At 72.1% G+C, this 13,949-nt stretch carries 14 protein-coding genes; 6 read left to right on the top strand and 8 right to left on the bottom strand.

The window, feature by feature from the left end; all coding sequences use genetic code 11:
• The first annotated feature begins 60 nt into the window (after nt 1-60).
• A complete protein-coding gene (locus tag HDG69_RS01955; protein WP_171782101.1) occupies nt 61-1,173 on the top strand; it encodes a serine hydrolase domain-containing protein in 1,113 nt (370 codons plus the stop codon).
• Between the two features lie 15 nt (nt 1,174-1,188).
• On the opposite strand, the gene purD is transcribed toward HDG69_RS01955, so the two are convergent.
• The 3 genes from purD to HDG69_RS01940 form a co-directional block, all read right to left on the bottom strand.
• The gene (gene purD / locus HDG69_RS01950) at nt 1,189-2,481 is read right to left on the bottom strand and encodes a phosphoribosylamine--glycine ligase (RefSeq protein WP_171782100.1); all 1,293 of its coding nucleotides are present in this window, start codon (nt 2,479-2,481) and stop codon (nt 1,189-1,191) included.
• A 22-nt stretch (nt 2,482-2,503) separates the two neighbouring features.
• The gene (locus tag HDG69_RS01945) at nt 2,504-3,799 is read right to left on the bottom strand and encodes an adenylosuccinate synthase (RefSeq protein WP_171782099.1); all 1,296 of its coding nucleotides are present in this window, start codon (nt 3,797-3,799) and stop codon (nt 2,504-2,506) included.
• A gap of 85 nt (nt 3,800-3,884) precedes the next feature.
• Entirely contained in the window at nt 3,885-4,262 is a 378-nt protein-coding gene (locus HDG69_RS01940) for an STAS domain-containing protein (RefSeq protein ID WP_171782098.1), read from the bottom strand.
• Between the two features lie 92 nt (nt 4,263-4,354).
• Between HDG69_RS01940 and HDG69_RS01935 the strand changes: the two genes are divergently transcribed.
• On the top strand, nt 4,355-4,798 hold the full coding sequence (locus tag HDG69_RS01935; RefSeq protein WP_216645133.1) for a DUF3151 domain-containing protein: 444 nt from the start codon (nt 4,355-4,357) through the stop codon (nt 4,796-4,798).
• A 10-nt stretch (nt 4,799-4,808) separates the two neighbouring features.
• Here the strand turns inward: HDG69_RS01935 and HDG69_RS01930 are convergent, their stop codons facing one another.
• Nucleotides 4,809-7,067: an ATP-binding SpoIIE family protein phosphatase gene (locus HDG69_RS01930; protein WP_171782096.1), complete on the bottom strand. Its 2,259-nt coding sequence runs from the start codon at nt 7,065-7,067 to the stop codon at nt 4,809-4,811.
• A gap of 114 nt (nt 7,068-7,181) precedes the next feature.
• On the opposite strand from HDG69_RS01930, the gene HDG69_RS01925 reads away from it, so the two are divergent.
• Nucleotides 7,182-7,604 carry an STAS domain-containing protein gene (locus HDG69_RS01925; protein WP_343036206.1) on the top strand — a complete coding sequence of 141 codons (423 nt, stop codon included), beginning with the start codon at nt 7,182-7,184 and terminating at the stop codon, nt 7,602-7,604.
• 85 nt (nt 7,605-7,689) lie between these two features.
• Here HDG69_RS01925 and fbaA read toward each other — a convergent pair whose 3' ends face one another.
• From fbaA to HDG69_RS01910, 3 genes are all read right to left on the bottom strand, one after another.
• Complete coding sequence (gene fbaA, locus HDG69_RS01920; protein WP_171782095.1) at nt 7,690-8,709, bottom strand: class II fructose-bisphosphate aldolase; 1,020 nt, start codon at nt 8,707-8,709, stop codon at nt 7,690-7,692.
• A 159-nt stretch (nt 8,710-8,868) separates the two neighbouring features.
• Entirely contained in the window at nt 8,869-9,510 is a 642-nt protein-coding gene (locus tag HDG69_RS01915) for a TrmH family RNA methyltransferase (RefSeq protein WP_171782094.1), read from the bottom strand.
• On the bottom strand, nt 9,503-10,474 hold the full coding sequence (locus HDG69_RS01910) for an undecaprenyl phosphate translocase family protein (protein ID WP_171782093.1): 972 nt from the start codon (nt 10,472-10,474) through the stop codon (nt 9,503-9,505). The genes HDG69_RS01915 and HDG69_RS01910 overlap by 8 nt, the downstream gene beginning before the upstream one ends.
• Nucleotides 10,475-10,524: 50 nt before the next feature.
• Between HDG69_RS01910 and HDG69_RS01905 the strand changes: the two genes are divergently transcribed.
• Nucleotides 10,525-11,301 carry an HAD-IIA family hydrolase gene (locus HDG69_RS01905; RefSeq protein ID WP_171782092.1) on the top strand — a complete coding sequence of 259 codons (777 nt, stop codon included), beginning with the start codon at nt 10,525-10,527 and terminating at the stop codon, nt 11,299-11,301.
• Between the two features lie 94 nt (nt 11,302-11,395).
• Here HDG69_RS01905 and pyrE read toward each other — a convergent pair whose 3' ends face one another.
• Nucleotides 11,396-11,977 (bottom strand): orotate phosphoribosyltransferase, encoded by a 582-nt coding sequence (pyrE, locus tag HDG69_RS01900; RefSeq protein WP_171782091.1) that lies wholly within the window; start codon nt 11,975-11,977, stop codon nt 11,396-11,398.
• Between the two features lie 135 nt (nt 11,978-12,112).
• Between pyrE and HDG69_RS01895 the strand changes: the two genes are divergently transcribed.
• Together HDG69_RS01895 and HDG69_RS01890 are read left to right on the top strand one after the other, a co-directional pair.
• Complete coding sequence (locus HDG69_RS01895; RefSeq protein WP_171782090.1) at nt 12,113-13,102, top strand: ATP-binding cassette domain-containing protein; 990 nt, start codon at nt 12,113-12,115, stop codon at nt 13,100-13,102.
• Nucleotides 13,099-13,920 carry an ABC transporter permease gene (locus HDG69_RS01890; RefSeq protein ID WP_171782089.1) on the top strand — a complete coding sequence of 274 codons (822 nt, stop codon included), beginning with the start codon at nt 13,099-13,101 and terminating at the stop codon, nt 13,918-13,920. Before HDG69_RS01895 ends, HDG69_RS01890 begins: the two co-directional genes overlap by 4 nt.
• Nucleotides 13,921-13,949 lie beyond the last annotated feature (29 nt).

Genomic DNA, 13,949 nt, shown 5'->3' with positions numbered 1-13,949 from the left:
CGAGGACAGCCGCGGCACCCACCCTGTTCACGCCCTCGCCCGTGCGCCACGATAGGCAGCATGCACCTGTTCGCGTCCCACCCGGTCAAGACGCTGCGCGAGTTCGTCCTCAACCCGACGCTGCGCATCGGTGACGGCGAACCGGGCGCACCGTGGTCGGCGCCCTCGGGCGCGCCCCTGCCCGACGGCGGGGCGTCCGCGGAGCTGCGTGCCGCCGTCGGGCAGGTGGCGGACCAGGTCCCCGGGCTGCACGGCGTCGTCGTGGTGCACCGCGGCGAGCTGGTCGCCGAGTGGTACGGGCGCGGGAAGGACTTCCGGCAGGGCAGGCCGCTCGGCACCGTGACGTTCGGGCCGCGCACGCTGCACGACGTGCGCTCGGTGTCCAAGAGCGTCGTGGCCCTGCTGTACGGCATCGCGCTGGCCGACGGCTCGGTGCCCGACCCCGAGGCGCCGCTGCTGGAGCAGTTCCCGGAGCACGCCGACCTGGCGACGGACCCGCAGCGTGCCCGGATCACCGTCGGGCACGCCCTGACCATGACCACCGGGCTGGAGTGGTGGGAGCGGCCGCCGTACACCGACCCCCGCAACGGCGAGATCGCGATGCGACTGGCCGCGGACCCGTACCGCTACGTCCTGGGGCGTCCCGTCGTGTCACCCCCGGGCGAGCGGTGGAACTACAGCGGCGGCACCACCGAGGTTCTGGGCCGGCTGATCTCGCGCGGCACCGGCCTGCCGCTGGCAGAGTTCGCGCGACGCCGCCTGTTCGCCCCGCTCGGTCTCGGGAGGGTCGAGTGGACCGCCACGACCGACCGCACGCCCATCGCCTGCTCGGGGCTGCGGTTCGCGCCGCGCGACCTCGCCCGGATCGGGCAGACCGTGCTCGACGGCGGCACCTGGGACGGGCAGCAGGTCGTCCCCGCCGACTGGATCGCCACGATGCTCACCCGGCACACGTCGACCGGCTGGGGCGGCTACGGCTACCAGTGGTACCTGCAGGGCGAGGGGCGGGACCGCTGGGTGGGCGGCATCGGCAACGGCGACCAGCGCCTGCACCTGCTCCCCGAGCACGACCTCGTCGTCGTGCAGACCACCGGACGCTACGACGGCGGGCTGGACACCGGGCCGCTGCCTCGGCTGCTGGCACCGGTCCTCGACCACGTCACGTCCGCGTAGCCGCCCGGCGCGAGGTCAGGGAACCGCGACCTCGCCACGCTCGGCCTTCAGGGCGATGTCGGTCCGGTGGTGCGACCCCGGCAGGTCGATCAGCGCGACCCCCGCGTACGACGCGGCGCGCGCGGCGGCGAGGTCGTCACCCCGCCCGACCACGGACAGCACGCGACCGCCCGCGCTCACCAGCGCGCCGTCGTCGACCGCGGTGCCCGCGTGCAGCACGTGCACGCCGTCCAGCGCGGCTGCGGCGTCGATCCCGGTGATCGGGTCGCCCTTCCGGGGGGACTCCGGGTAGCCCTGCGAGGCCACGACGACGTTGACGACGGCGTCGTCGGTCCAGGTCAGGGGTTCGAGCTGGGCGAGACCACCCTGGGCGGCGGCCAGCAGCACCCCGGACAGGGGCGTGCGCAGCCGCGCGAGGACGGCCTGGATCTCCGGGTCGCCGAAGCGCACGTTGAACTCCACCACGCGGGTGCCGCGGGACGTGAGCGCGAGCCCGACGTAGAGCACACCGGAGAACGGGGTGCCGCGGCGGGCCATCTCGTCGACGGTGGGCTGGGCGATGCGGTCGACCACCTCGCCGACGAGCCCCGCAGGCGCCCAGTCGAGAGGGGTGTAGGCGCCCATCCCGCCCGTGTTCGGACCGGCGTCGTCGTCGCCCACGCGCTTGAAGTCCTGGGCCGGGACGAGCGGCACCACGGTCGAGCCGTCGCACAGGCAGAACAGCGAGACCTCGGGACCGTCGAGGTACTCCTCGACCACCACCGTGCCTGCGTCCCCGCGAGCGACCAGGGAGGCGCGCGCGTGCTCCAGCGCGGCGTCCCGGTCGGAGGTCACCACGACGCCCTTGCCGGCGGCCAGCCCGTCGTCCTTGACCACGAAGGGCGGACCGAAGGCGTCCAACGCGGCAGCCACCTCGTCGAGGGTGGTGCACACGTGCGCCATCGCGGTCGGCACGTTCGCGGTGGCCATGACCTCCTTGGCGAAGGCCTTCGAGCCCTCCAGCCGCGCCGCCTCGGCGGACGGCCCGAACACCGGGATCCCCGCGTCGCGCACGGCGTCCGCGACGCCGGCGACGAGCGGTGCCTCCGGGCCGACGACGACGAGGTCAGCGCCCAGTGAGGTGGCGAGCGTCGCCACCGCTCCGCCGTCGTCCGGGTCGACCGCGTGCAACCTGGCCTGCGCACCCATCCCCGGGTTGCCCGGGGCGGCGTGCAGCTCGTGCGTGACGCCGACCGTGACCGGCTCCGCTGCGAGGGAATGGACGATGGCGTGCTCGCGAGCACCGTTCCCGACGACGAGGATCTTCACGGGCAGCCAGTGTAGGCGGCGCTCAGGCCCGCGGGTGGACCAGGTCGTGGATGCCGATGATCTCGTCGCGACGAGGACCGACACCGATGGCGGAGACGCGGCAGCCGGAGATCTCCTCCAGCCGGCGCACGTAGCGCTGGGCGTTGACCGGCAGGTCCTCGAAGGTGCGGCAGTGCGAGATGTCCTCCCACCACCCGTCGAGCTCCTCGTAGATCGGCTTCGCGTGGTGGAACGCCGTCTGGTCGATCGGCATCTCGTCGTACCGCTCGCCGTCGACGTCGTAGGCCACGCACACCGGGACCTTCTCGAGCCCGGTGAGCACGTCGAGCTTGGTCAGCACCAGGTCCGTCAGGCCGTTGACGCGGGCGGCATAGCGGGAGATGACGGCGTCGTACCAGCCGCAGCGGCGCGGCCGCCCGGTGGTGACGCCGAACTCGCCGCCGGCCTTCTGCAGGTAGGCACCCTTGTCGTCGAAGAGCTCGGTGGGGAACGGTCCCTCGCCCACCCGGGTCGTGTAGGCCTTGACGACACCGATCACCGAGTCCACACGCGTGGGCCCGACGCCCGACCCGGTCACCGCGCCGCCCGCCGTCGCGTTCGACGACGTCACGAACGGGTACGTGCCGTGGTCGACGTCGAGCATGGTCGCCTGGCCGCCCTCGAACAGGACGGTCTCGCCACGGTCCAACGCCTGGTTCAGGGCGAGCCCCGTGTCGGCCACCATCGGCCGCAGCCGCTCGGCGTGCTGCAGCAGCTCGTCGACCGTCTCCTGCACCTCGATCGCACGCCGGTTGTAGACCTTCACCAGCAGGTGGTTCTTCTGGTCGAGCGCGCCCTCGATCTTCTCGGCGAGGATCTTCTCGTCGAAGAGGTCCGCGACCCGCAGGCCGACCCGGTTGATCTTGTCCGCGTACGCCGGACCGATGCCACGACCGGTGGTGCCGATCTTGCGCTTGCCGAGGAACCGCTCGGTCACCTTGTCGACGGTGCGGTGGTACCCGGCGATCACGTGGGCTCCCTGCGAGACGAGCAGACGCGACACGTCCACCCCACGCTCGATCAGGCCGTCCAGCTCCTCGAAGAGGACCTCGATGTCCACCACGACACCGTTCGAGATGACGGGCGTGACGCCGGGCGACAGGATGCCGGACGGCAGCAGGTGCAGGGCGTACTTCTCGTCCCCGATGACGACGGTGTGCCCGGCGTTGTTGCCGCCGTTGAACTTCACCACGTAGTCGACGCGGTCTCCGAGAAGATCGGTCGCCTTCCCCTTGCCCTCATCGCCCCACTGGGCGCCGACGAGCACCACGGCTGGCATGGATCAACTCTCCTCGTGAATCGGTGGACCCGGGGGCTGCCGCCGGGCCTCGGCAGAGTTTACCCGCCCGTGACCTGTCTGCGGGTCAGGAAGGACGGTGCCGCTGCGGGAGATGTACCGGTGTGGCGCCCGTGGAGACGTCCGACTGCTCGCAGTGGTGGTCGTGGTCGACGCGGAACAGGTCGAGCGCACCGCACACCTCCAGCACGAACAGGTCACGCTCGTCGGCGCCGCGCAGGACCGTCGCGCCGCCCCTCTTGCGCCCCGAGTCCGCCAGCGAGATGAGGAACGCCGCGCCCGTGGAGTCCATGAAGGTCACCCGGCACATGTCGATCACCAGGAGCTGTCGGCGCAGCCCGACGACCCGCGCCGCGATCTCGGGGAACTGGTCCCGTTCGGCGAGGTCGAGATCACCGGCGATCACGAGCGTCGTCGTCGTCGAGGACGTCGCGATCTCGATCATGCGCACGAGACTACCCGCGTCGGGAGCCCGGCGACGCCCTGAACACCCGCGGCGGGCACGCGCCACTCCTGTTGCCTGGAACAATGGGCCGCATGAGCCCAAGTGATCCTGTGGAGAACCTGCTCGGTGGTCCGGCACCGACCTACCTGCCGGACGAGCACGCCGCTGCCCGCGCCGCACTGGCGGAGGGGGGCGTCCCGGCGCACGTCGCCGCGGCGCACCCGGCGTCCAGCCTGGCCTGGGCCGTGCTGGCCGAGCAGACCCTCGACGGGGGCGACGACGTCGTCCACGCCGTGACCGCCTATGCGCAGGCCCGGACCGGCTACCACCGGGGGCTGGACGCACTGCGCCGGGCCGGCTGGCGAGGCCAGGGGCCGATCCCCGCGGACCATCTCCCCAACCAGGGGTTCCTGCGGTCCGTGCTGGCCCTCTCCCGGGCCGCGGGCCGCATCGGGGAGACGGCCGAGGCGGACCGGTGCCGGCAGTTCCTCGTGGACTCCGGGACCTCCGTGGGCGAGGTCCGCGCGCTGGCCTGAGTCGTCACCCTCAGCCGAGGGCGGGGGCCGGCTCGTCGGGCTGCATCGGCTGCGGCCGGAGCTTGGCCCAGACCAGCTTGCCGGTCCCCGCCGGCCGCCAGCCCCAGTCGGCGAGCCGCTCGACGATCTGCATGCCGAACCCGCCGACTCGGTTTGGGTGACCGTCGGTGGCCACCGGGGGCGCCGGGTTGGCGTCCTCGACCTCGATGCGCAGACCGTCGCCGGTGTCGAAGAGGCGCAGCGCGATGTTGCCCCAGCCGTGCAGCACCCCGTTGGCGACGAGCTCGGAGACCACGAGCTCGGCCGCCGCGGACTCCACCAGACCCCAGGCCTGGCAGGTCCGCAGCACCGCGTGGCGTGCGCGCCCGATCGAGGCGGGCTCGCTCGGCAGCAACCACCGGCGGGACCGCGGGCTGAGCGCCGTCACCTGGGCGTCCTGGACCGGGTCGGGCACCCGCACCACGACGATCGCGACGTCGTCCTCCGGGGAGTCCGCCAGCCGGGAGAGCAGCTCCTCGCCGACGCCGGCGGCGTCCCGTGCGGTGATCCGGCCCGACATCTCCACCAGGGTGTCGAGCCCCACCTTCAACGAACGGTCGCGACGCTCGATGAGCCCGTCGGTGTAGAACAGCAGCACGTCGCCGCGGCGCAGCACCTCACGGCCGGTCTTGCGTGCCGCGGTGCCGAACCCCACCAGCGAGCCGCTGGCACCGGACAGCAGCCGCACGTCGCCGTCGCGCAGCAGCAGGGGTGGCAGGTGACCTGCCCGGGTGTACTCGACGGACCAGGAGTCGTCGTCGGTCACGTGGTGCAGGGTGGCGTAGACCATGGAGGCCGGGCGCGGCACGCGCATCCCGGTGACGAGCTGGTCGACCCGGTCGAGCACGGTGCCGGGGGTGGTCAGCTCGTAGGCGTAGGCACGGACCACCGAGCGCAGCTGCCCCATCGCGGCCGCGGCCTCGACGTCGTGCCCGACGACGTCGCCGATCACGAGCCCGACGGTTCCCTCGGAGATCTGCAGGACGTCGTACCAGTCGCCACCCACCTGGGCGTGCTCGGCGTTGGGGGCGTAGTAGGTCCAGACGTCCAGCCCGGTCACGTCGGCCTGCTCGGGGAGCATGGCGCGCTGGAGCGCCTCGGCGAGCCGGTGCTCCCGGGCGTAGAGCCGGGCGTTGTCGATCGCCGTCCCGGCCCGGCGGGCGACCACCTCGACCACGGTGAAGATGTGCTCGGGCGCGGGCTCGGCCCGGCCGCCGGCATCGGCGCCGGGGCCGCGGGCGGCGTCGCCGTGCCACGTCGCCAGCAGGCCGAGCACCCGCCGTCGTCCGGCGACCGCGTGCACGACGACGGAGCGCGGCACCACGCCGGACTCCTCCACCACGCGCCGCACCAGGTCCCGCCGCAACCATCCCGAGGCGGTGTGCGGACCGTAGGACCCGCTCAGGTCGAGCCGTACGGGGCCGTCGACCACGCCGTCGAGCAGCTCCTGGACGTGGTCGACGGCGGGCGCGGCGTCCGGGCTGGGAGCGGTTCCGACGTCGTGGACGTCAGCGTGACCGCCGACCACCCCGGAGGGGTCGCCGGCGAGGTCGACGTGCCACGTCTCCGGCACGTACCGGGTGTGCCGACGACCGCGCCCCGTCGGCGGGGACGCGACGTCGACGCCGTCGGCGTACTGCAACCCGTCGTCGTTCAGGTAGAAGCCGCTCCACGGGACCAGCGACCGCAGCAGGTCGGCGATGTCCCGCAGCGCGAACGGGTACTCCAGGTCACCCAGCAGCTCCGTGGTCTGCGCGATGAGGTCGAGGTCGGCCCGCTCGCGGCGCTCGACCTCGAGGGAGGCGAGCTGCGCCGCCTGCTGGTCCACGTACTCCGAGACGTCGGTGGTCACGCCCACCCAGCGCAGCTCCTCGCCCTCGGCGCGCGGCATCGGCGTGACGTCCACTTGCAGCCAGCTCACCCCGCCGTCACGCTTGCGGGCGCTGACGATGCGCCGCATCGCCCGTCCGGCGGCGAGGTCCGCCTGGGCCGCCGCGCGGTGCGGGTCGTCCTCGACCAGGGCCAGCAGGGGATGAGGTCCCAGCAGTCCGAGGTCCTCCGCCCCGACACCGACGAGCCGCTCGAACGCCTCGTTCACCCAGATGACCGGCATGCCGGCCTCCCAGGGCCCGGTGACGAACGCCGGGACGGTGGTCGTGGTGAGCGCGAGAGCCAGCTGCTCCCCGGAAACCGGTGCCGTCGTCGACACGGGGTAGGGCAAATCGGTCATACGCCCTCCGTTTCCGTCGTGTCACGGCCAAGTTGGTGCATTCGCTGCACATTCAACCGTAGATTGGTGTCCGCTGAGACCTGAGGAGAGCGAACAGCTCAAGGAAGGAGCACCGTGCAGGACGGATCGAACACGACGCCGGGCACCCCTGGGAACGGGGACGGCGCAGCCTCCACGGCGCCCCAGATCGGTGACCCTGCGAGCATCCACGTCATCGTCGGGACGTCACGGGCCCGGGTGGTGCTGTCGGGCGAGATCGACGCCGACGTGAGCGCCGAGCTCGGCGAGGCGATCTCCGACGCCGAGGCCTCCGGCCTGCCGGTCGAGCTCGACGCGCACCACGTCACGTTCATGGACTCCTCCGGCGTGGCCTTCCTGGCTCGCCTGGCGTCGCGCAGCCCGCACAAGGTCCGGGTGCTGCGCGCCCCGCCGACCGTCCGCTTCCTCCTCGACGTCACCCGCATCGGCGAGCTCCTCGAGATCGTCGACGAGGACCCGGGCGTCGACCTCGACATCACCGCCGCCGGGCCGCGGTAGCCCGACCCGCTCCCCCAGGCAGCGCAGAACGCACAGTGCCCCTCCACCCGGTCGGTGGAGGGGCACTGCGCACGTCAGGCGACGATCACATCTTGTGACCGGCCGAGCGCAGCTGCTGCGCCGCCTCGACGATGCGGGCGGCCATGCCGGCCTCCGCCAGCTTGCCCCAGGCGCGCGGGTCGTAGGCCTTCTTGTTGCCGACCTCGCCGTCGACCTTCAGGACGCCGTCGTAGTTGGTGAAGAAGTGGCCGGCCACCGGGCGCGAGAACGCGTACTGGGTGTCGGTGTCGATGTTCATCTTGATGACGCCGTTGTCGACCGCCTCGGAGATCTCCGCGGCGGTGGAGCCCGAACCACCGTGGAACACGAGGTCGAACGGGTTCTCCTTGCCGATCTCGTCACCGACCGCCTTCTGGATCTCGGCGAGGATCTCCGGGCGCAGCTTGACGGCGCCGGGCTTGTACACGCCGTGCACGTTGCCGAAGGTCAGCGCCGTGAGGTAGCGGCCCTTCTCGCCGGAGCCGAGCGCCCGGACCGTGGCCAGGCCGTCCTCGACCGTCGTGTACAGCTTGTCGTTGATCTCGGCCTCGTGGCCGTCCTCCTCGCCGCCGACGACGCCGATCTCGACCTCGAGGATCGTCCGCGCAGCCTGCGACAGCTCGAGCAGCTCCTCGGCGATGACGAGGTTCTCCTCGAGCGGGATGTCCGAACCGTCGAACATGTGGGACTGGAAGGTCGGGTTCTTGCCGGCCTTGACCTGCTCCGCCTCGAGGGCGAGCAGCGGGCGGACCCAGGAGTCGAGGTTCTTCTTGACGCAGTGGTCGGTGTGCACCGCGATGTTCACGGGGTAGTTCTTGGCGACCTCCGCGGCGTACGCGGCGAGGGCCAGGGAGCCGGTGACGCGGTCCTTGATCGTGGCGCCCGAGGCGTACTCACCGCCGCCCACGGAGACCTGGATGATGCCGTCCGACTCCGCCTCGGCGAAGCCCTGGAGCGCGGCGGTGACGGTCTGCGACGACGTGATGTTGACGGCGGGGTAGGCGAACTTGCCGGCCTTCGCCCGGTCGATCATCTCGGCGTAGACCTCGGGGGTTGCGATAGGCATCTGCGGTACTCCAATGAGGGAACGTACGAGGAACGCAGGCGGGCGGCGACACACCCTCACTGGTGGCGAGCGATCGCCAGGACCACATGCGCCCCGATTTTCTCACGAGCGGGTCATGGCCGTCACATCCGGTACCGCCCAGCGAGACGGTCGCCCCGATCACGCGTGCTGCAGGGCCCAGGAGTGCATCGCGACGGCCGCCGCCGCACCCGCGTTCAGCGAGCGTGTCGAGCCGTGCTGGGTGATGTGCACGACGACGTCGCACGCGGCCTGCGCCTCGGGCGTCAGCCCGCTCGACTCCTGCCCGAGGAGCAGCACGCACCGCGCCGGGAGCTCGCGCCCCTCGAGCGGGACGGACCCGGGCACGTTGTCGACCCCGACGACCGGTAGCCGCGCACCGTCGTCGGCGTGGGCGGCCCACGCGGCGAACGCCGCGGGGTCCGGGTGGTGGTGCAGGTGCAGGTACCGGTCGGTGACCATCGCGCCCCGGCGGTTCCACCGCCGCCGTCCCACGATGTGCACCCCGGCCGCGTTGAAGGCGTTGGCCGTGCGCACCACGGACCCGATGTTCAGGTCGTGCGCCCAGTTCTCGATCGCGACGTGCAGGTGACGGTCCGGCGGACGCCGCGCGTCGAGGTCGGCCCGGATCGCCTCGACCGTCCAGTACCGGTAGCGGTCGACGACGTTGCGGCGGTCGCCGTGCGCGAGCAGCTCGGGGTCGTAGCGGGGGTCGTCGGGCGGCGAGCCGCCGGACCAGGGCCCGACGCCGACCTGCTCCCCGGCACCGTCCGCCTCAGGCATCCTCGTCGCCCCGCACCGACTCCCACCAGATCGCGGCGCCGACGACGGCGGCACCCGCCACGGCGAGCATCACCGGCCCGACGGTGGCGCCGGCGTCGGGCGGCGCGAGGAGACCGCCGTCGGCGTCCTGCCAGGGCCACAGCGCACGCAGCGAGCCGATCATGAGGCCGGCGAGCACCGCCATGGTCACCTGCCGCCGGTGCTCCAGCAACCAGTGCAGGAGCTTGACGAAGGACGCCAGGCCGACGATCGCACCGAGCGCGAAAGCGCCGACGAACGCCAGGTCACGGTCCGAGATCGCCTGCTGCACGGGGATGTAGATCCCCAGCACGACCAGCAGGGTCGAGCCCGAGACGCCGGGCAGCACGAGCGCGTTGATGGCGATCGCCGCACACCCGGCGACGTACCAGAGCGACGGGTCGGACAGGTCGCTCGGGGGCAGGCCGACCAGGAAGAACCCGGCGACCGCGGCGACGACGAGGAGGCCGGCGTCCAGCGGGCGGAACCGGTCCGGCATCATCCGCAGGGGCACGATCACCGAGACGGCGATCATGCCGAAGAACACCGCCCGCACCGGGACGGGGTTCTCCTCCAGCAGCGGCGCGACCAGGCTGAGGGAGACCAGGAGCATCACCGCCATGCCGACGAGCACCGGCACGAGGAACCGGGCGTCGACGGCGCGCAGGGCACGTCCTGCCGGTCGCAGGCCACGGCCCCGGGCGATGCCCTGGACGAGCTCGCGGCCGGCGTGCACCACCTGGCTCGCGGCCGCGAGCAGCCGGTCGTACAGGCCGGTGACCAGGGCGACGGTGCCGCCGGAGATGCCGGGGACCGACTCGGCCATGCCGACCAGCCCGCCACGGACGGCGAGGCCGGGCGCGGCGCGCCAGGGCGTACCGGGATGCGGCGCGGCGTGGCGGCGCACGGCGCCGGAGTGAGTCGATTCCTGCGGCTCGTCGGTCACGGAGGGAAGCCTACGGCCCCACCGGGCGCCGCTGGCGATAGCGTGTGCGCATGAGCGGACGGACGATCGAGTGCTGGCTGACGGACATGGACGGCGTCCTCGTGCACGAGGGCGAGGCGATCCCCGGGGCGGCGGACTTCATCCGCGCGCTGCGGGAGGCCGGTCGTCCCTTCCTGGTGCTGACCAACAACTCGATCTTCACCGCGCGCGACCTGTCCGCACGGTTGGCCAGGTCCGGCATCGAGGTGCCGGAGGAGGCGATCTGGACGTCGGCCCTGGCGACCGCCAAGTTCCTCGCCGACCAGGTGCCGAACGGCTCGGCGTACGCGATCGGCGAGGCCGGGCTGACCACGGCCCTGCACGCGGCCGGCTACACGCTCACCGAGACGGACCCGGACTACGTGGTGCTGGGCGAGACCCGCACCTACTCGTTCGAGGCGATCACCAAGGCGATCCGCCTCATCAAGGCCGGCGCGAGGTTCATCGCCACGAACCCGGACACGACCGGCCCCTCCACCGAGGGCCCGCTGCCCGCCACCGGTGCGGTCGCGGCGATGATCACCGCGGCGACGGGCCGGTCGCCCTACTACGTGGGCAAGCCCAACCCGATGATGTTCCGTTCGGCGCTCAACCGGATCGATGCGCACTCGGAGACGACCGCGATGATCGGCGACCGCATGGACACCGACGTCGTGGCCGGGATCGAGGCCGGGCTGGAGACGTTCCTCGTGCTCACCGGGTCCACCGCGGAGCACGAGGTGGACCATCACCCGTTCCGGCCCTCGCACGTCGTGGACTCGATCGCGGACCTGGTCGACCGCGTCTGAACCCGGTTGTGGGCGCGAACCCTGGCCCGATATGCATGGAAAATAGGAGTTTCAGGCCCCAAGAATCGCGCCCACAACCACGACCTCCGCTGCGCTACCGGCTCAGGCCGAGGTCGTCCAGGTCGAAGAGGTAGTGGTAGGGCACCCCGAGAGCCTCGATCTTCGCCCCCGCACCGGTGTCGCGGTCCACGATGGTGGCGCAGCCGAGCACCTCGGCCCCGGCCGCACGCAGCGCCTCGATAGCGGTGATCGGTGAGCCGCCCGTGGTGGTGGTGTCCTCGAGGACGACGACGCGCCGCCCGGTGACGTCGGGCCCCTCGATCTGCCGCTGCATCCCGTGGGTCTTGGCGGACTTGCGCACGACGAAGGCGTCGAGCTCCTGCCCGCGGGAGGCGGCGGCGTGCAGCAGCGCGTCGGCGATGGGGTCCGCCCCGAGGGTGAGCCCGCCGACGGCGTCCACGTCGGCCGTACCGAGCCCGACCTCCTCGAGGTGGTCCAGCAGCACGTGCCCGACCAGCGGGGCCGCACGGTGGTGCAGGGTGATCCGGCGCAGGTCGACGTAGTAGTCGGCCTCCTTGCCGGAGGAGAGCGTCACCTTCCCGTGCACGACGGCGAGCTCCTGGACGAGCTCGAGCAGCTGCTCACGGGGGGTCGGGGAGAAGTCGGCGGAAGTCACGAGGCCCAGGATATCCGGGTGCCTGAGCAGGGGGCGGCAGGGATGTCTACGCACCACACCAGATGTATTTCCTACACCGTTGTGTATGACGTACGCTCGTGTACGTCATACACACACCGACCCAGGAGCCCGGCCATGAACGACCCGCTGATCGAGGTCCGTGGGCTGCACAAGTCCTACGGGCGTCACCCCGTGCTGCGCGGCGTCGACCTCGACGTCCGCCGCGGCGAGATCTTCGCGCTGCTCGGCCCGAACGGTGCCGGCAAGACCACGTGCGTCAACATCCTCACCACCCTCGTGCGGCCCGACGGCGGCACGGCGGCCATCGCGGGCGCCGACGTCGTGCGACAGCCCGGTGCCGTGCGCCGCAGCATCGCCCTGACCGGCCAGTACGCGTCCGTCGACGAGTTCCAGACCGGCGAGGAGAACCTCGTCATGATGGCGGACCTCGCCCACCTGCCGCGGCGCGCCGTCCGCCGACGCGCCGCCGAGCTGCTCGAGCGCTTCGACCTCGCCGACGCCGCGCGACGCCGGGTCTCCACCTACTCCGGAGGCATGCGCCGCCGGCTCGACCTGGCGATCAGCCTCGTGGCCGACCCGGAGGTCCTCGTGCTCGACGAGCCGACCACCGGGCTCGACCCGGCGTCGCGCACCCAGCTGTGGGAGGTGGTGCGCTCGCTGGCCGCCGACGGCACCACCATCCTGCTCACCACCCAGTACCTGGAGGAGGCCGACCAGCTCGCGGACACGATCGCCGTGCTCGCCGACGGCCGCATCGCCGCCCGCGGCACCGCCTCCGAGCTCAAGGCGCTCGTCGACGACGACAGGGTCCGGGTCACCTTCGACGACACGGACGGACTGACCACCGCGCGCGAGCGCTCGTTCGCCGGCATCGCCGGACTCACCGAGGCCGAGTCGGACGACAAGCAGCTCACGCTCACCCTGCCGACCAGCACCCCCGTGCACACGATCCGCGAGATCCTCGCCCGCGCAGAGCGCGACGGGCTCGACATCGCCGCCGTCAGCGTGGTCAAGCCCACGCTCGACGACGTCTTCCTCGCCCTGACCCACCGGCCCGCGTCGCCGGCCACCTCGGACCGCGACCGCCAGGAGGCACGACGATGACCACCACCCTGCCCGTCGCGACCACCGCGTCCCCCCGCGCCGCTGCCCCGCTGAAGCACCGCTCCGCCGTGCGCGACGTCGTCACCATGACCCGGCGCGAGACCAGGCGCTCGCTGCGTTCCGTCGACGGGCTCATCACCGCCTTCGCCCTGCCCGTGCTGATCATGATCGTGTTCGTCGTCATCTTCGGCGGGGCGATCTCCGGCAGCACCGATGGCGACTACATCGACTACGTCGTGCCCGGCGTGCTCGTCATGTGCCTGGGCATGAACTCCGCCAGCGCAGCGATCGGCGTCTCGCAGGACATGACGACCGGCACCATCGACCGCTTCAAGACCTTGCCGATCTTCGGTCCGTCCGCCCTGTGGGGACACGTGATCGCCAGCGTCGTGCGCAACCTCGCCTCCGCCGTCGTCGTCGTGCTCGCCGCCGTGGCCCTGGGCTTCCGACCCGATGCCGGGATCGCCGGCTGGCTCGGGTTCCTCGGCCTCGCCGTGCTCGCCGTCCTGACCTTCACCTGGATCAGCGCCACGCTCGGCCTGGTGATGAGCGTCGAGGCCGCCCAGTCCGTCACCATGATCTTCCTCTTCCTGCCGTACCTCAGCTCCGGTTTCGTCCCCGTGGAGACGATGCCGACCTGGCTGCACGGCTTCTCCGAGAACCAGCCGTTCACCCCGGTCATCGAGTCCGTGCGCGGGCTCCTCATGGACACTCCCGACGCGGGCACCCTCCTCGCCGCCTGCGCGTGGCTCGCCGGCTTCCTGGCGGCGAGCATCCTGGCCGGGTCCGTGACCTACCGCCGGCGAACGGCTCGATGACGGGCCCGGGCACGTCGGTCATGATGGGG

Origin of the sequence: Isoptericola halotolerans, assembly GCF_013149785.1 — a bacterium.
GTDB classification, from domain to species: domain Bacteria; phylum Actinomycetota; class Actinomycetes; order Actinomycetales; family Cellulomonadaceae; genus Isoptericola; species Isoptericola halotolerans.
The sequence above is the reverse complement of the archived record's forward strand: the minus strand, read 5'-3'. Positions and strand labels throughout refer to the sequence as shown.